This window comes from Kosakonia oryzendophytica (assembly GCF_027886705.1).
In the GTDB taxonomy this organism is placed as follows: domain Bacteria; phylum Pseudomonadota; class Gammaproteobacteria; order Enterobacterales; family Enterobacteriaceae; genus Kosakonia; species Kosakonia oryzendophytica.
In genome coordinates, this window is the sequence record NZ_CP115659.1 from 1,058,074 (window position 1) to 1,075,511 (window position 17,438).

Below are 17,438 nucleotides of genomic sequence, written 5' to 3' on the forward strand. Positions count from 1 at the left end.
GCCATTCGTTGACCCTGGCACAGCCCTTGCTTTAGTCATGTAGCAACAACACAACATAACGCATGCGCGGCCAACGGCGGTCGGGCGTGTGTTAACCGGACAACGGCGTCCATAAGCGTGCAGCTTTGCACCGGCTTATGGACGCCGTTTTTTTTGCATCCCCACAACGGTGAGCAGCGCGAGGGTGGCAATGAGCGACAACAAAACAAAGGGGATGACGGTTTCCCGCCGTCAGTTTTTACTGGGTAGCGCAGCGCTGGGCGGCAGTCTGCTGCTGCCGTCCGTCGTCAACCGCGCGTGGGCCGCAGGTTCCGATGCGCCGGAGCTGAAAGAGATCCGCGTCGGGTTTATCCCGCTAACGGACTGCGCATCGGTGGTGATGGCGTCGATCAAAGGCTTCGACAAAAAATACGGTTTTACCCTGCTCCCCAGCAAAGAGGCCAACTGGGCCGCCGTGCGTGACAAAGTGGTATCGGGTGAACTGAACGCCTCGCATATGCTTTACGGTCAGCTTTATGGCCTGCAAATGGGGCTCTCTGGCCCGCAAACCGCCATGGCATCACTAATGACCCTCAACCAGAACGGGCAGGGGATCACGCTGGCGAATCAGCTGCACGATGCGGGTGTCAGCGATCTGGCCACCCTGCAAAAGCACATCGCTGCCAGCCCGGCAGGCACATATACCTTCGCCCAGACCTTTCCGACCGGTACGCACGCCATGTGGCTTAACTACTGGCTGGCGAGCGCGGGCATCCATCCGCTGAATGACATTCGCAGCGTGGTGGTGCCGCCGCCGCAAATGGTGATGAACATGAAGATTGGCAATATGGTCGGCTACTGCGTGGGTGAGCCCTGGAACCAGCGTGCCATCAGCGACAATCTCGGTTTTACCGCCGCCACGACGCAGGATATCTGGCCGGATCATCCGGAAAAAGTGCTCGGCACGCGCGCCGACTGGGTGGAGAAAAACCCCAACAGCGCCCGCGCGCTGACTGCCGCCATCCTTGACGCCTCCCGCTGGATAGACGCCTCTGAAGCCAACCGCCGGGAAACCGCCAGCGTGATTGCCGGGCGTGCGTATCTCAACACCAAAGAAGAGACCATTCTCGGGCGCATGCTAGGGCAGTACGAAAACGGCATCGGTAAACGCTGGACCGATCAGCACGCCATGCGTTTCTTCCATGATGGCGAGGTGAATTACCCGTGGCTGTCGGATGGGATGTGGTTCCTCACCCAGCATAAACGCTGGGGATTCCTCACCGAAGACCCGGATTACCTTGCCATCGCCCGCCAGGTTAACCGCATTGATATCTACAAACAGGCTGCTGCTGCGGTGGGCAATGTGTCGCTCCCGGGCAGCGACATGCGCAGCAGCGTATTGATGGACGGCGTTCGCTGGGATGGCAGCAATCCTGCCGCGTACGCCAATAGCTTTAGTGTGAAGAAGTGAGAGGTTGCAGATGAAAAACCAGGCGCAGATTATCCCCATTCCGTTGGACAACACGCCGCCCGCGCGGACGCAGGCAGAGATCGTCCCGTTACCGGCTAAACCGGTGGTACGCCGCCGTGTGCCACTGCTTCGTCCGCTGATGCAACGCGGGGTTCCGGCACTGTTGGGCATTGGCCTACTGCTTTGCCTGTGGCAGGTTGCCGCGCTCAATAGCAAAGGGTTTCCCACACCGTGGCGGACCTGGCAGGCGGCGCTGACCCTGTTCGCCGATCCGTTTTATATCGCCGGGCCAAACGATCAGGGCATTGGCTGGAACGTGCTGGCCTCGTTGCAGCGCGTGGCGACCGGTTTTGGTCTCGCTGCACTGGTGGGCATTCCCGCCGGGTTCCTGATTGGCCGTTTTCGCTTTGTCGCCAACATGCTCAACCCACTGATCTCTCTGCTGCGTCCGGTCAGCCCGCTGGCCTGGTTGCCGATTGGCCTGCTGCTGTTTCAGCGCGCCGAACCGGCGTCCAGCTGGACGATTTTCATCTGCTCCATCTGGCCGATGATCCTCAACACCGCGGAAGGCGTGCGGCAGATCCCGCAGGACTACCTGAATGTGGCGCGGGTGCTGCGGCTTTCGGAGTTCGCCATTATGCGCAAAATCCTGCTGCCGGCGGCGTTGCCGGGCATCCTCACCGGCATGCGCCTGTCGATTGGCATCGCCTGGCTGGTGATCGTCGCCGCTGAAATGCTGACTGGCGGCATCGGCATCGGTTTTTGGATCTGGAACGAATGGAACAACCTGAACGTGGAAAACATCATTATCGCCATCGTGGTGATTGGGGTTGTCGGCCTGCTGCTGGAGCAGGGGCTGATGTGGATAGCCAGCCGTTTTAACTACAGCCACCGCTAAGGAGACGATGATGCGTACAACGCCAATAATTCAGGTACAGCAGGTTAGCCAGCGTTTCACCACCCGCAGCGGTGAGTTCCTGGCGCTGGATAACGTGAGCTTTGACATTCACACCGGTGAAACCCTCAGCCTGATCGGTCACTCCGGCTGCGGTAAGTCCACGTTGTTGAATTTGATTGCCGGTCTGACGCTGCCCACCAGCGGCGGGCTGCTGTGCAATAACCGTGAAATCGACGGACCGGGGCCGGAGCGCGGGGTGGTGTTTCAGAACCACTCGCTGCTGCCGTGGCTGACCGCCTACGACAACGTCGCGCTGGCGGTTCGCCAGGTGTTTCGCGGCGAAATGCCCAAACAGGAGATGCATGAATGGATCATGCATAACCTCGAGCTGGTGCATATGTCCCACGCATGGAATAAACGCCCGCACGAAATCTCCGGCGGCATGAAACAGCGTGTCGGCATTGCCCGCGCACTGGCCATGAAACCCAGCGTGCTGCTGATGGATGAACCCTTTGGCGCACTGGACGCCTTAACCCGCGCTCACTTGCAGGATGCGGTGATGGAAATCCAGCAACGCCTGCACACCACCATTGTGTTGATCACCCATGATGTGGACGAAGCGGTGCTGCTGTCGGACCGCGTGTTGATGATGACCAACGGCCCGGCGGCGACCGTCGGCGAAATCATGGCGGTGGAACTGGAACGTCCGCGTTCCCGCGTGGCACTGGCCGACGACGCTCGTTACCAGCGATACCGCCAGCAGGTGTTGCAGTTCCTCTACGAGAAACAGCCGAAAGCGGCCTGACCTCTCTTCCCCTCTTTCGATGTAAGGATCCAGGTTATGAAAAAGCCGGTATTAGTGGTGATCGGCCACGGCATGGTTGGGCACTATTTCCTTGAACAACTGGTGGCGCGTGAACTGCATCAGCAGTACGAGATTGTGGTGTTTGGCGAAGAGCGCTTACCCGCTTATGACCGCGTGCATCTGTCGGAATATTTCGCCGGGCGCAGCGCCGCGTCACTGTCTCTGGTGAGTGAAGGTTTCTTTGCCGACAACGGCATAACCTTGTGCAGCGCCAGTAAAATTGTCGCTATCGACAGCCAGCAACGCTGCGTGCGTGACGAGCAAGGCGTTGAGACCCACTACGACAAACTGGTGCTCGCCACCGGCTCATATGCGTTTGTGCCGCCGATCAGCGGCAATACGCGCCCTGGCTGCCTGGTCTATCGCACGCTGGACGATCTGGACGCCATTGCTGCCTGTGCGCAACAGGCCAAAAGCGGTGTGGTCATCGGCGGTGGGTTGCTGGGGCTGGAAGCGGCTAACGCGCTGCGTCAGTTGGGGCTGGAGACCCACGTCGTTGAGTTCGCCCCACGCCTGATGGCGGTACAACTGGATGAGTGTGGCGCGGCAATGTTGCAACGCAAAATTGACGCGCTGGGCGTGAAGGTGCATACCCGCAAAGAGACACGGGAGATCGTCGACGGCGAACAGGCGCGACACCGCCTCTGCTTTGCTGACGGCAGCGTGCTGGAAACGGATCTGCTGCTGTTCTCCGCCGGGATCCGCCCGCGCGATGAACTGGCGGAGAGCGCACAACTGCAAAAAGGGCCGCGCGGTGGCATTGTCATTAACGACTATTGCCAGACTTCCAACGAAGCGATTTACGCCATTGGCGAATGCGCATTGTGGAACGGGCAGATCTTTGGTCTGGTCGCACCGGGTTACCAGATGGCGCGTAGCCTGGCGGATCGGCTGGCGCAGCAGGATACGCCGTTTACCGGTGCGGATATGAGCACCAAACTGAAACTGCTCGGCGTGGAGGTGGCGTCGCTGGGGGATGCGCACGGCAAAACGGAGGGCGCTCAGAGCTATCAGTGGACCGACGGCCCGAACGAAATCTACAAAAAAATCGTTGTTTCCGCTGATGGCAAACGGCTGCTCGGCGCGGTGTTGATTGGCGACAGCGCTGATTACAGCATGCTGCTGCAAATGATGCTTAACGCCATGCCGCTCCCCGCTCAGCCGGAGACGCTCATTCTGCCGGCCCGTTCCGGCGATGCGCCAAAAGGACTCGGCGTGGCGGCGCTGTCGGCCAGCGCGCAAATCTGCTCCTGTCATAACGTCAGTAAAGGGGACATTGCCGCCGCTGTTGCCGGGGGGTGTACCGAACTGGGGGCGCTCAAGGACTGCACGAAAGCCGGTACCGGCTGCGGGGGATGTGTTCCGTTGCTGAAACAGGTGATGGAGCATGAACTGACGCAACGGGGCGTCGAAGTGAAAAAAGACGTTTGCGAGCATTTTGCCTGGTCGCGCCAGGCGTTATACCACCTGATCCGTCTGCATGACATTCGCAGCTTTGATGCGCTGATTGCTCGCTTCGGGCGCGGTAGCGGCTGTGAAGTGTGTAAACCGCTGGTGGGGTCGATGCTGGCGTCCTGCTGGAATGAGTATCTCTTAAAGCCGCAACATTTGCCGCTGCAGGACACCAATGACCGCTTTTTTGCCAATATCCAGAAGGATGGCACCTACTCCGTGGTGCCACGTATTCCTGCCGGGGAGATCACTCCGCAGGGGCTGATTGCCATCGGTCAGGTGGCACAGCGCTATAACCTCTACACCAAAATCACCGGCGGGCAGCGGGTGGATCTGTTTGGCGCGCGCCTTGAACAGTTACCCGCCATCTGGGAAGAACTGATCGCGGCTGGGTTTGAAACCGGGCATGCCTACGGTAAGTCTCTGCGCACGGTGAAATCCTGTGTGGGCTCCACCTGGTGCCGCTACGGTGTGCAGGACTCAACCGGTATGGCGATTGCGCTGGAAAACCGCTACAAGGGCCTGCGCGCACCGCACAAAATCAAAATGGCGGTCTCCGGCTGTACCCGTGAATGTGCCGAAGCGCAGGGCAAAGACATTGGCGTGATCGCCACTGACAAAGGCTGGAACCTGTATGTGTGCGGAAACGGCGGCATGAAACCGCGTCACGCCGATCTGTTCGCCAGCGATCTCGACAGTGAAACACTGATGAGCATCATCGACCGTCTGCTGATGTTCTACATCCGTACTGGCGATCGGCTCCAGCGCACCAGCACCTGGCTGGACAATATGGAAGGCGGCCTTGATTACCTCAAGCAGGTGATTTTGCAGGACAGTCTCGGCATTGGCGCAGAGCTGGAGAGCGAGATGCAGCAGGTGGTGGACAGCTACCAGTGCGAATGGAAAACCACGCTGGATAACCCGCAAAACCGCCTGCTGTTCCGTGGATTTATTAATAGTGACCACCCTGACGAAGCGGTGGTCATGGTGCCGGAACGCGGGCAAATTCGTCCTGCCACGGCGGAAGAAAAACCGGCCCAGCGCACCGCGAAGCCGTGTGAGGATGAGTGGCTCCACGTTGGCGCTGTGGCTGATGTTCCGGCTAATGCAGGCGTGGCGGCGCGCCTTGGTCAGCAGCAAATCGCGCTGTTTCATTTGCCGGGCAGCGAACCGCACATTTTCGCCCTGGAGAACCATGAACCCGGCAGCAATGCCAATGTGCTGTCGCGCGGTCTGCTGGGTGACGTTGCGGGCGAGCCGGTGGTGATTTCGCCGCTCTACAAAAAACGTTTTCGCTTAGCCGATGGCGTCAGTCCGGATGATGCGGCTCTGCGCGTGCGCGTGTGGCCGGTAAAAGTGGAGCACGGGCAAATCTGGGTGCGCCGCATGCCTGTCGATCAGGCTCTCTTCCCGGCGATTGCCGAAGCGTCATAAACCGCGTCAGGGGGCGAAAATGGAGCAGATAAAAAGCGTATGCCCTTATTGTGGGGTAGGGTGCGGGCTGGTCATGAACGTGGAAAACCAGCGTATTATCAGCGTCACGGGGGATAAAACGCACCCGTCCAACGCCGGTCGGCTGTGTACTAAAGGCCAGAGCTGCGCTGCTGCCCTGACCGCGGCGGGCAGGCTGGAACAGGGGTGGTTGCGTACCGATCGCCAGCAACAACCGGTTCAGGTCCGGGTGCACGACGCTATCCGTGAAACGGCCCGGCGGCTGCGGGATATTATTGATAATTACGGCCCGGATGCGGTGGCGTTATACGTTTCCGGGCAGATGTCCCTTGAAGCGCAATATCTGGCGAACAAACTGGCGAAAGGGTTTATCGGCACCAACAATATCGAGTCTAACTCCCGGTTGTGCATGGCCAGCGCCTCGACGGGGTACAAGCTGTCGCTGGGAGCGGACGGGCCGCCAGGTTCCTATGATGACTTCGATCGCGCGGATCTGTTTTTGGTGATCGGTGCCAATATGGCCGACTGCCACCCGATCCTCTTTTTGCGCATGATGGAGCGGGTAAATGCCGGGGCCAAACTGATTGTCGTCGATCCCCGGCGCACCGCAACGGCGGAAAAAGCCTCGCTGTTTTTACAAATTAACCCAGGAACGGACCTGGCACTCCTTAACGGGTTGCTGGCGCTGCTGGTACAAAACGGTCACACCGATCCGGCGTTTATCGCGCGTTTTACCGACGGCTGGCAGGCGATGCCGGACTTCCTGCTGGATTATCCGCCGCAGTGGGTGGCGGAACGCACTGGTCTGGCAGAAGCCGATATTCGCCAGGCGGCGGAGTGGATTGGCCAGGCAGGCGAGTGGATGAGCTGCTGGACGATGGGGCTGAACCAGAGCACGCACGGTACCTGGAGCACCAACGCCATTTGCAATCTGCACCTGGCGACCGGGGCGATTTGCCGCCCCGGCAGCGGGCCTTTTTCCCTCACCGGGCAACCGAACGCCATGGGCGGCCGCGAGATGGGATATATGGGCGCGGGGTTGCCGGGGCAACGCTCGGTACTGGTAGAAAAAGATCGCGCCTTTATTGAACGGCTATGGCAGCGCCCGCCGGGAACGCTGCGCCCGGATTGCGGTGACGGCACGGTGGCGCTGTTTGATGAGATGTGCGCCGGGCATATCAAAGCCTGCTGGATCATCTGCACGAACCCGGTGGCCAGTGTGCCGAACCGGCAAAAGGTAATTGCCGGGCTACAGCAGGCGGAACTGGTGATCGCCCAGGATGCCTTTCTTGATACCGAAACCAACCGCTACGCCGATATCCTGCTACCTGGCGCGCTGTGGGCGGAAGCCGAAGGGGTGATGGTTAACTCCGAACGCACCATGACGCTGATGCAACAGGCGGTGGCCCCGCCGGGTGAGGCGCTTGCCGACTGGCAAATCATCGCGCAGGTGGCGTGCGAAATGGGGTATGCCGATGGTTTTACCTATGCCAGCGCCAGTGATGTGTTTGATGAACTCCGCCAGGCGTGGAACCCGGATACCGGCTATGACCTGCGCGGTGCCAGCTATCAGCGGTTGCGTGAGACGCCGCTGCAATGGCCTTGTTCACCGGAGGACAACGATGCCCGCCATCCCATTCGTTACCGGCAGTCAACGCTGCGCTTTGCCACTGCCAGCGGTAAAGCACACTTTTTTGCCCGCCCGGATCTGCCGCCCGCGGAAATGCCGGACGAGGAGTTCCCGCTGGTACTGAATACCGGGCGCGTCCAGCACCAGTGGCACACGCTGACCAAGACCGGCAAGATCCCACTACTTAATAAGCTCAATCCGGGGCCGTTTATCGAAATCCACCCGCAGGATGCCGACAGGCTGGGGATCTACACAGGGGATCATGTGGATGTGCGCTCCCGGCGCGGCTCCGCCACCTTGCCTGCGGTCGTGACCGGGCGCGTACTGGCCGGTCACTGTTTTGCCCCTTTCCACTGGAACGATCTGTTCGGTGACAACCTGGCGATTAACGCAGTGACCAGCGATGCGGTCGATCCGTTGTCGCGACAACCTGAGCTGAAGTTCTGCGCCATTTCGTTGGTGCGCAGCAGCCAGCAGCCAGTGATAACGCCTACGGACAATACGCCCACCGCAGACGAAGAGGGCATGGCGGATGTGCTGATGCTGTGGGCCTCTACCACCGGCAATGCTGAATCCTTTGCACACACCTGCGCTGACCGATTCCGGCGTAGCGGGATGACGGTCAGACTCTGCGCGATGAACAACGTTGCTGTCGCGGATCTCGCCGCGGTGCCGCGAGTGTTGTTGATTGCCAGCACCTTCGGCGATGGCGATCCGCCGGATAACGGCACAGCGCTGTGGGCGGCATTGCAGGATGAGGCTGCACCGCAACTCTCTACCACGGCGTTTTCGGTGCTGGCGTTCGGGGATGCCAGCTACGATCGGTTTTGCGGTTTTGGCCGCCAGCTCGACGCTCGCCTGGCGGCATTAGGCGCGCAGCGGCTCACCGCGCGCGTGGACTGTGAAGCGGGCAGCGTGGCTGCGCATCAGTGGCTCAACACCCTGCTGCAATTACTGTGCGATGCGACTGCGGTTGTGCTCAGCGCCCCTTGCGATGATCGGCAACCCGGTTATAGCCGCCATGCGCCGTTACCTGCACCGTTGGTGCTTAACCAGCGTCTGAGCGGCGCCGGGGCAGAAAAAGAGATCCGTCAGTTTGCCTTTGATTTGCAGGGCAGCGGCATGCACTACCAGGCCGGAGATGCGTTGGGCGTCTGGCCGTGCAACAGCGCACAGAGCGTGGCGCACATCATCGACGCGCTGGGGCTGGCAGGGCATACGCCGGTGCAGGTGGCGGAACAGGGGGAAATGCCGCTTTCTGAAGCGCTGACCCGCCATGTTGACATTACGCGGATTACGCCGGAGGTGCTGGAGTTTGTCGGCAAACGGGCAGCGAATGCCACGCTTAATGGGCTGCTCAGCAGCGCAGGTAAAGACGATTTACAACAGTGGTTATGGGGGCGGCAGATTATCGATCTGTTACAGATGTTCCCGGTTCGCGCGACGGCTGCGGAGTGGGTGTCGGTGTTGCGGCGCTTGCAGCCCCGTTTTTACTCCATCTCTTCCAGCCCGACCGTCTCGCCGCAGCAGGTGCAACTGACCGTTTCCACGGTACGTTATGGCGAGGGAAAACAGCGCGGTGGAGTCTGCTCTACGTTCCTTGCGGATCGTGCCACCCACGCCGAGATCTTTATTCATGCGTCGCCGCATTTTCGCCTGCCCGCCGACCCTAACGCGGCGATCATTATGGTTGGAGCAGGCACCGGTATTGCGCCGTTTCGCAGCTTTTTACAGGAGCGACAGGCGACCGCCGCCAGGGGGCGCAACTGGCTGTTCTTTGGTGAACAGCATGCGGCGACGGATTTTTACTACCGTGATGAGCTGGAGGCCTGGCAGCGAGAGGGGGTATTGCACCGTTTTACCACGGCTTTTTCCCGCGATCAGGCGCAGAAAGTATATGTGCAGCATCGCATGCTGGAGCAGGGTGAAACCCTGTGGCGCTGGCTCTCTGAAGGCGCGTATTTCTATGTCTGCGGTGATGCAAACCACATGGCGAAAGATGTGGATGCCGCGCTCAGACGGGTGGTTCAGCGCTGGGGTGCGATGCGTGCCGACGAGGCCAGCGACTGGGTGGCGAAGCAGATAGAGGAGAAGCGCTACCAGCGCGATGTCTATTAACCGTTGTACACAGCGATACAAAGCGGCGGCTGCGGATTTTCAATCGATGACATCTTGCGTGATAAAGGGGAGAGGGGGGCGCAAACGCATCCCCCCATTGCACGGGATCGATGTATCCTGATTGTGTGCCTTTTACCGCCGTTCTGTCTCTTACTGTATCAATCGCCGACGTCTGGCGTGTCGGTATCACGCGGGGGTTCGGGCTTCAGACGCGAAGGCTCAATCAGACAGACTGCCGCGGCGACAATCCCCATTAACGACTCCTGCGGATAGGGCTGCCACTGGCCGATGCTGTGGCGTTTAAACACTTTGTCGCCTTCGGCCCAGCGCTGCGTAAAGTAGATACGCTCAAACTGGGCATACTCTTGCGTATCGCAGTTGAAAACATAAATGGCGCGTGAGCTGTAAATATGGATAGGTGGTTTTTTTTGGTACAGGCCGCCTTGCTCATAATTATTAATCAGCCAGAGACGGCGCAGGTGCGTGTTGCCTTTATAGCTGGAGACGGTGCGCATATCTGCATAAGTGCCGCCGGTGTCATCTTCCAGCATTTTGATAATGCCATGCGGGCGCGTGTTCGCTGCCGGTACGGCAGGCTTATCGACGCTGGCACAGCCCGTCATCAGCAACAGGGCAGAGCATAACCACAGCGGTTTTATCATTTGTGGTTGCCTTTCAGATCCGGTCGTAGCGGCAGTAAATCCACATCCGTGACGTTGCCCTGCAAAGTACATAACAGTTGCGATTTGCCGCCGCTGCTTTCCAGCATGGCCAGTTTCTCAACGCTGTTTTTGCCTGGCGCAATGCCGCTGGCCGCGCCGGTATTGGGTTGCCACGCTTTATCACCGACGCGTTTGATCATCGGCTCAACGATGTAATTATGGCCGTCCTGCTGCCACTTCACATTAGGCAGGGCGCTGACGATGGTCTCCGGCGGCTGGTCAAAAACCAGTCCCCAGAAATAGAATTTCCCCAGTTCATCACCGTCGCTGGTACGCATGAAGTAGCCGGAAATGGTCAGTTGCTGCACCTTGAGCGGCTGCGTAAACCACACCACATCTTCCCCCCTCTTTAGGGGCAACAAACCAGGCGTGGCCTTGATTATCGGTTTTCAGCGGTGCGGTGTGGGTCAGGGTGGCGCGTTGCGCGTACAGTTCGCTAAAAAACTGACTGTCGCAGCGCAGTAAACTTTCCGGGAGTGGGGTGGCTGTGGCGGTTGTTGCCATGGCCAACAGTGTCAAAGGGATCAGTCGGGTGAGCATACAGCATCCTTACCTATAAATGTGAGTGATTAATTTATCGTTAATCAGACGCAATTCTTTAGATGTTTTGGCGGGCAAAATGCGGCCGTGGCGGTAAATACGGTGGGGTGACTCCGGTTGTGCATCCACTGGTGCCGCATCATAGCGTTAGCCTCCGTCACTGCGCAGGAAATGCACGTATGAAGTGCAATCCGTTACCGATAAGATGTATTATTATTGCATCTTTAAGGTGAGGTGATTGCTATGTCTGGCCCACGCATCCTGCGGGAAAAACGGACTATCCGGAAGATGATTGCACTCTACCAGCGCGCTTGCCCGAATGCGGTCAGTAGTGCGTCGCACTACGCGGAATTGTATGCGTATGCGGAAAAACGGCTGGACAAATGTGTGTTCGGCGAAGAAAAACCGGCCTGTAAACAGTGCCCGGTGCACTGTTACCAGCCCGCCAAACGTGAAGAGATGAAACAGATTATGCGTTGGGCAGGGCCGCGTATGTTGTGGCGTCATCCTCTGCTGACGGTGCGCCATTTAATGGATGATAAACGCCCGGTGCCGGAACTCCCCGAAAAGTATCGTCGCAAAGGGTAGACTGGCGAAGATGTTTTCCCTCACCCTGGCCTTCTCCCCCGAGGGGAGAGGGGATAAGACTGGTGTGGTTTTCCATTCATCCTCGTTTTCTCTGGAGAGGCAAGGGGATAAGGCGGCTGCAGGTTTGCTCCCTCTCCCTTTCAGGGAGAGGGTTGGGGTGAGGGTTACCGACTCAGACACGCGTCGCAATCAGGATTGCAGATGCCTTAACCAACGCAATCATGCGTTTGCCGCGCCTTCTGTCACCGTCGTTACACTACCGGCAAACTGATTACGTGTCGAAACCGCCCGGGTTCCTCCATTGAACATTAAGGGGGAAAACCCGGTTATCTCAACTTAACGCATCTTTATCAATGCCCAGCTTTTTCATACGGGAAAGCAGCGTGGTGCGTTTTAGCCCCAGCCGCTGTGCCGCACCTTTTGGCCCGGCGACCACGCCATTGGTTTCGCGCAGCACCCGGACAATTAACTGACGCTCATCTTCTCCGTCGCGCGCGACTTCAGCAGGTCGGGAGACCTCCTGCGGTACGCTGATTTCCGGCAGCGACAGTTGCAACACGTTGCCGCGCGTAAGCAGCACCGCGCGCTCAATCACGTTTTCCAGCTCACGGACGTTGCCTGGCCACTCCATATTGCTCAGTACCCGCAAAGTCTCCGCCGGAATGCTGTCAATATTGCGCCCCATTTTGCGGGCGATCTTAAAGGTGAATGCCTTCACCAACAGGGGAATATCTTCCGGGCGCTCGCGCAGCGGCGGCAGATGGATCGGAAACACATTCAGACGGTAATAGAGATCGCTACGGAACTCGCGATCGGCAACCATTTTTTTCAGATCGCGGTTGGTGGCGGCGATCAACCGCACGTCGGTCCGGATCAGTTTATTGCTGCCGAGCCGCTCAAATTCCTGCTCCTGCAACACACGCAACAGCTTGGGCTGCAACTCCAGCGGCATATCGCCCACTTCGTCAAGAAACAGCGAACTTTTGTCCGCCAGTTCAAATCGACCGATGCGCTGGGCGCTGGCTCCGGTGAATGCGCCACGTTCATGACCAAACAGATCGCTTTCCAGCAGCCCGGCGGGCATGGCTGCGCAGTTCATTTTCACCATCCGGCGACTGTTACGATCGCTGAGATTATGGATTGCGCGGGCGATCAGCTCCTTGCCGGTGCCGGTTTCGCCGAGGATCAGTATGGTGCTGTTGCTCTTCGCCACCATCTCAACCTGCTTGAGCACGCTGAACATCGCCTCGCTGCGTCCGATGATTTCGCCAAACTCACTGTCGACATTGTTAAGCTGTTCGGTCAGCGCCAGGTTCTCATCCACCAGCCGTTCTTTCAGCCGGTGGATCTCCTGGTAGGCCAGTGCGTTGTCGACAGCAATGGCGATACGTTCGGCAATCTGGCGCAGTAATTTCAGGTTGGCCTGGGTAAAGACCTCTTTCTGGCACTGCGCCAGTTTTAAGACGCCCAGTAAATTCTTACCGGACATCAGCGGCAGCAGGCACAGTGTCTGGATTTGATTGCCCCAGGTTTCAAACAGCATCCGCTCGTAGGGGGCGAGTTTGTCCCGTTCATGCAGGTTCAGCAGCAGCATCTCTTTGCTGCGAAACACGCGTTCGGTCAGCGTGCCTTCTTCGTCAGCTTCCTGCGTTTCGTGCGTGGGGTCTGCTTCATCCAGATAGTGGGTGGAATAGATGGTCAGTTTGCCCTTGCGGCTACCGCGCAGTACCAGGCTGATGGCATCAATACCGAAATAGTAGTGGATCTCTTTCGCGACTTCGCTGACCAGCTCATCCATGTGCAGCCGGGAGAGCACCGCGTTGGTGATCGCCACCAGAATGCGGAAATCGTCGCGCTCCTGGCACAGCAATTCGTAATCCGGGGTGGGATTTTCGCGGCTTTGCAACTGCTCGACCACGACGGCGACAATCTGCGTCAGCGTATGCAGGCGCTCTGCTTCTTTCTCGCTCCACGCCCGCTCATCACGGCGAAAAAACTCGCAGCCGCCAAAAATTTTCCCTTCGGCGGCTAAGGGCAGCAGAGCGTAGTGGGCAAAAGGAGGCCAGGTTCCGCTTTGCATGAGCTGCGGCCAGGTGTCGGCAAACATCTCTGCCGTGCAGTGCAGCGCTTGTGGATGCGAGAGAATATGGCGCACCGGGCCGCTCGCCAGCAACGCCTGGTCGTCATAGTCGGCGCTGTCGTCGTCAGCATTCACAACGTAGCGGCTGGCACGGTGGCTGTCGGCATGCCACAACACAATGGCAGCGCTGTCCGCCAGCGCCGCCTGTCGCGTCAGACGGGTCAGTGCTTCGCTCAACGCAGCCAGGTTCGGCTGCTGTAATAAAATCCGCGTGATATCGAACAACCCTTGTTGCCCGAGATCGCTCATCGGTGTATACGACATTTTGCTAATCCAGGAACACACCCGCAGGTGTAAAAAAATATCAAAATAATAAATTAGCAGATCCGCGGCAGCGGCTCGGCATGGGGTAAATCCAGCAGGCGTTTTACGCCGTAAAGTCCCGTCAGTCGCACACCTTTGCGTTCGACCACTTCACCAATCATCGCCGCGTCGCGCCCTAACGGATGGGCGCGCAATGCCGCCAGCGCCTGCTCTGCGGCCTCGCGCTGTACGGCAATCACCAGTTTGCCTTCGTTAGCAAAGTTGAGTGCATCCAGCCCCAGCAGTTCGCACACGCCGCGCACTGCCGGTTTTACCGGTAAATCCCGTTCATTCAGTTCAATACCATAACCGCATGAGGCGGCAAACTCGTGCGCGACCGCGTTCACGCCGCCGCGTGTGGCATCGCGCAGGGCTTTAACACCGGGGATATCGCGCAGGGTGGCAATCAAAGGTGTCAGCACCGCACAGTCGCTGATCAGTTCGCCATCCAGCCCCAGACCTTCACGCAGGTTGAGAATGGTGGCACCGTGATCCCCCAGCGTGCCGCTGGCCAGTAACACATCGCCCGGTTGCAGTGACTGCGCTGCCCAGTGGATAGTCGTGGGAATAGCGCCAATGCCCGCTGTGTTGATAAACAGTTTGTCTGCCGCGCCGCGCTGCACCACTTTGGTGTCGCCGGTGACAATAGCGATGTCGGCGCTACGGGCGGTGGCCGCCATGCTTTCAACCACGCTTCTCAGCGTCTCCATCGGCAGGCCTTCTTCGAGAATAAAACCGCAGGAGAGGAAGCGCGGTGTCGCGCCGCTGACGGCAATATCATTGGCCGTGCCGCAGACCGCCAGTTTGCCAATGTCACCGCCGGGGAAAAAGAGCGGGTCAATCACATAGCTGTCGGTGGAGAAGGCCAGTCTGTCGCCTCCGGCCGCCAGTGCAGCCAGGTCCAGCCGTGCCTGATCTTCCTGCTCCGCCAGCCACGGGTTGGCGAAGGCTTCCAGAAACAGCTGGCTGATTAACTGCTGCATCGCCTGACCGCCGCTACCGTGGGCGAGTTGAACTTCCTTCATGCTTCACACTCCTGAGCACGGTATTGATACCAGGCGGCGCACGCGCCTTCCGACGAGACCATCAGTGCGCCAAAGGCGCTTTGCGGGTTGCAGGTGTTGCCAAACAACGGGCACTGATGCGGTTTGCATCGACCGGTCAGCACATCGCCGCAGCGGGCGCGCGGATCGTCGTACACCTGCTGCACCGCCGGGCGAAAATGCGCTTCGGCATCGAAACGTTGATACTCTGCCGTCAGGTGCACGCCCGACTCGCCAATGATCCCCAGACCGCGCCATTCGCTGTCGCCATTGACGGCAAACACATCCGCGATGGCGGCCTGAGCCAGATGGTTCCCGGCATCCGGCACCACACGGCGGTACTGGTTTTCCACCCGACTGGCGGCGGCAATTTTCTGTTCAACCAGCATGATCACGCCTTGCAGCAGGTCAAGCGGTTCAAACCCTGCCACCACTAACGGGCGTTGGAAGTCATCGGCAATAAACGTATAGGCGTCGGTGCCGATCACCATGCTGACGTGGCCGGGGGCAAGGAAAGCGTCGATGCCGTTATCCGGCTGCTCCAGCAGGCTGCGTAGCGTGGGGATCAAGGTGATGTGTTGGCAGAAGAAGTAAAAATTGTCCACATTGCGGGCTTTCGCCTGCTGGAGCGTAATGGCGGTGGCAGGCATGGTGGTTTCGAATCCCAGCCCGAAAAACACCACTTTGCGCTGTGGATTGTTCTGTGCCAGCGCCAGCGCATCCATCGGCGAATAGACGATGCGCACATCTGCGCCACGGGCTTTCGCCTGCAACAGCGACCCGTTTTTCCCCGGCACGCGGATCGCGTCGCCAAAGGTGCAGAAGATCACTTCCGGGTGGCTGGCTATCTCAACGCAGGTATCAATGCGCCCCATCGGCAGGACGCAGACCGGGCAGCCGGGACCATGAATGAACTCAATATTCTCCGGCAGTAGCTGGTCGAGGCCAAATTTGAAAATAGCGTGGGTATGGCCACCGCACACTTCCATAATGCGCAGCGGGCGCGCCGCCGTATAAGAGAGATGCGCCGCCCGTTCACGCAGATGGGCGATAAGCTGCATCACCTGCTCCGGGGCGCGGTATTCATCGACAAATCGCATTATTTCTCCTCACCAAACAGCAGAGCGCCGACATCCGGTTCAACGTCGAACATATTTTGCAGTGCCGCCAGCGTATCCCGGGCTTCTTCTTCGTTAATCATGCTCATCGCGAAACCCACATGCACCAGCACCCACTGCCCAAGCCGCGGCTGCCCGTTTTCATCCTCGCTGCCCACCAGCGTAAGATCCACATCGCGTTGAATGCCGCAGACGTCTACTTTGGCTTGCAGACCGTTAATGGCCGTGATTTGCCCCGGTACGCCTATACACATCGTTGCGTCTCCAGCCAGTCGATCCAGCGATCCATGCCTTCGCCGTGGGTGGCGGAAATAAGGATGATTTCAATGTCCGGATTGACTTCGCGGGCGTAAGCGATGCATTTGTCGACATCAAAATTGAGGTACGGCAGCAGGTCGACTTTGTTCAGCAGCATCAGCGATGCAGCGGCAAACATATGCGGGTATTTCAGCGGCTTGTCTTCCCCTTCGGTGACCGACAGTACGGCCACTTTATGGCGCTCACCCAGATCGAAACTGGCCGGGCAGACAAGGTTTCCGACGTTTTCGATAAACAGAATGCCCTGGTGGGCGAGCGGCAGGCGCGGCGCGGCGTCGGCAATCATTTGCGCATCAAGATGACACCCTTTGCCGGTGTTCACCTGAATGGCGGGGGTGCCGGTCGCGCGGATGCGTGCGGCGTCGTTCACCGTTTGCTGATCCCCTTCGATCACCGCACACGGAACGCGGGTTTTCAGGCGTTCGAGGGTTTCCGTCAGCAGGGTGGTTTTGCCGGATCCGGGACTGGAGACAAGGTTCAGCACCAGTTGCTGTTGCGCGGCGAAACGGGCGCGGTTGCGGGCGGCGATGCGGTTGTTTTTATCCAGTACATCGATTTCCACTTCCAGCATCCGTTTCTGGCTCATGCCTGGCGCATGGGTGCCAGCTTCGCCATGACCGTAATGCAGGTCACCGTTATCCAGCTCGGTTGGATTAAATTCGCGAGTTTTGACGCCGGTAATTTTTAGCGCCGGACGATCTGCCGGGGCGAACGGCGCACCGCGAAATGCGGAATGCGGGTTATGTTCATCACCCTCTATATAAAGGTTACCGTCCTGACAACCACATGTTGTACACATTA

At 58.8% G+C, this 17,438-nt stretch carries 14 protein-coding genes; 6 read left to right on the top strand and 8 right to left on the bottom strand.

Going from position 1 to position 17,438, the window contains the following annotated elements; translation table 11 throughout:
* The first annotated feature begins 190 nt into the window (after positions 1-190).
* From O9K67_RS05065 to O9K67_RS05085, 5 genes are read left to right on the top strand one after another with little or no spacing between them, the layout of a single operon-like run.
* On the top strand, positions 191-1,450 hold the full coding sequence (locus O9K67_RS05065; RefSeq protein WP_061493408.1) for a CmpA/NrtA family ABC transporter substrate-binding protein: 1,260 nt from the start codon (positions 191-193) through the stop codon (positions 1,448-1,450).
* Positions 1,451-1,460: 10 nt separating this feature from the next.
* Positions 1,461-2,348, top strand: a complete 888-nt coding sequence (gene ntrB / locus O9K67_RS05070; RefSeq protein ID WP_061493409.1) for a nitrate ABC transporter permease — start codon at positions 1,461-1,463, stop codon at positions 2,346-2,348.
* A 10-nt stretch (positions 2,349-2,358) separates the two neighbouring features.
* Positions 2,359-3,153 (top strand): ABC transporter ATP-binding protein, encoded by a 795-nt coding sequence (locus O9K67_RS05075; protein ID WP_061493410.1) that lies wholly within the window; start codon positions 2,359-2,361, stop codon positions 3,151-3,153.
* 36 nt (positions 3,154-3,189) lie between these two features.
* Positions 3,190-6,099, top strand: a complete 2,910-nt coding sequence (gene nirB / locus O9K67_RS05080) for a nitrite reductase large subunit NirB (protein ID WP_061493411.1) — start codon at positions 3,190-3,192, stop codon at positions 6,097-6,099.
* A 19-nt stretch (positions 6,100-6,118) separates the two neighbouring features.
* Positions 6,119-9,865 (top strand): bifunctional nitrate reductase/sulfite reductase flavoprotein subunit alpha, encoded by a 3,747-nt coding sequence (locus O9K67_RS05085; RefSeq protein ID WP_061493412.1) that lies wholly within the window; start codon positions 6,119-6,121, stop codon positions 9,863-9,865.
* A gap of 158 nt (positions 9,866-10,023) precedes the next feature.
* Here O9K67_RS05085 and O9K67_RS05090 read toward each other — a convergent pair whose 3' ends face one another.
* From O9K67_RS05090 to O9K67_RS05100, 3 genes are read right to left on the bottom strand one after another with little or no spacing between them, the layout of a single operon-like run.
* Positions 10,024-10,527: a surface-adhesin E family protein gene (locus tag O9K67_RS05090; protein ID WP_061493413.1), complete on the bottom strand. Its 504-nt coding sequence runs from the start codon at positions 10,525-10,527 to the stop codon at positions 10,024-10,026.
* Positions 10,524-10,919 carry a hypothetical protein gene (locus tag O9K67_RS05095; RefSeq protein WP_271044644.1) on the bottom strand — a complete coding sequence of 132 codons (396 nt, stop codon included), beginning with the start codon at positions 10,917-10,919 and terminating at the stop codon, positions 10,524-10,526. Before O9K67_RS05095 ends, O9K67_RS05090 begins: the two co-directional genes overlap by 4 nt.
* The gene (locus O9K67_RS05100) at positions 10,846-11,127 is read right to left on the bottom strand and encodes a hypothetical protein (RefSeq protein WP_271044645.1); all 282 of its coding nucleotides are present in this window, start codon (positions 11,125-11,127) and stop codon (positions 10,846-10,848) included. Before O9K67_RS05100 ends, O9K67_RS05095 begins: the two co-directional genes overlap by 74 nt.
* 243 nt (positions 11,128-11,370) lie before the next feature.
* Here O9K67_RS05100 and O9K67_RS05105 point away from each other — a divergent pair, with 243 nt between their 5' ends.
* Positions 11,371-11,715 carry a nitrous oxide-stimulated promoter family protein gene (locus O9K67_RS05105; RefSeq protein ID WP_061493414.1) on the top strand — a complete coding sequence of 115 codons (345 nt, stop codon included), beginning with the start codon at positions 11,371-11,373 and terminating at the stop codon, positions 11,713-11,715.
* Between the two features lie 331 nt (positions 11,716-12,046).
* On the opposite strand, the gene flhA is transcribed toward O9K67_RS05105, so the two are convergent.
* The 5 genes from flhA to hypB are packed head-to-tail and all read right to left on the bottom strand — an operon-like array spanning position 12,047 to position 17,436.
* Positions 12,047-14,119, bottom strand: coding sequence for a formate hydrogenlyase transcriptional activator FlhA (gene flhA / locus O9K67_RS05110; protein ID WP_061493415.1), 2,073 nt, complete (start codon positions 14,117-14,119; stop codon positions 12,047-12,049).
* A gap of 53 nt (positions 14,120-14,172) precedes the next feature.
* Positions 14,173-15,183 (bottom strand): hydrogenase expression/formation protein HypE, encoded by a 1,011-nt coding sequence (hypE, locus tag O9K67_RS05115; RefSeq protein WP_061493416.1) that lies wholly within the window; start codon positions 15,181-15,183, stop codon positions 14,173-14,175.
* Positions 15,180-16,301, bottom strand: a complete 1,122-nt coding sequence (gene hypD, locus O9K67_RS05120) for a hydrogenase formation protein HypD (protein WP_061493417.1) — start codon at positions 16,299-16,301, stop codon at positions 15,180-15,182. Before hypD ends, hypE begins: the two co-directional genes overlap by 4 nt.
* Positions 16,301-16,573, bottom strand: a complete 273-nt coding sequence (locus O9K67_RS05125) for a HypC/HybG/HupF family hydrogenase formation chaperone (protein WP_061493418.1) — start codon at positions 16,571-16,573, stop codon at positions 16,301-16,303. The genes hypD and O9K67_RS05125 overlap by 1 nt, the downstream gene beginning before the upstream one ends.
* Positions 16,564-17,436 (bottom strand): hydrogenase nickel incorporation protein HypB, encoded by an 873-nt coding sequence (hypB, locus tag O9K67_RS05130; RefSeq protein ID WP_061493419.1) that lies wholly within the window; start codon positions 17,434-17,436, stop codon positions 16,564-16,566. The genes O9K67_RS05125 and hypB overlap by 10 nt, the downstream gene beginning before the upstream one ends.
* Positions 17,437-17,438: the final 2 nt, after the last annotated feature.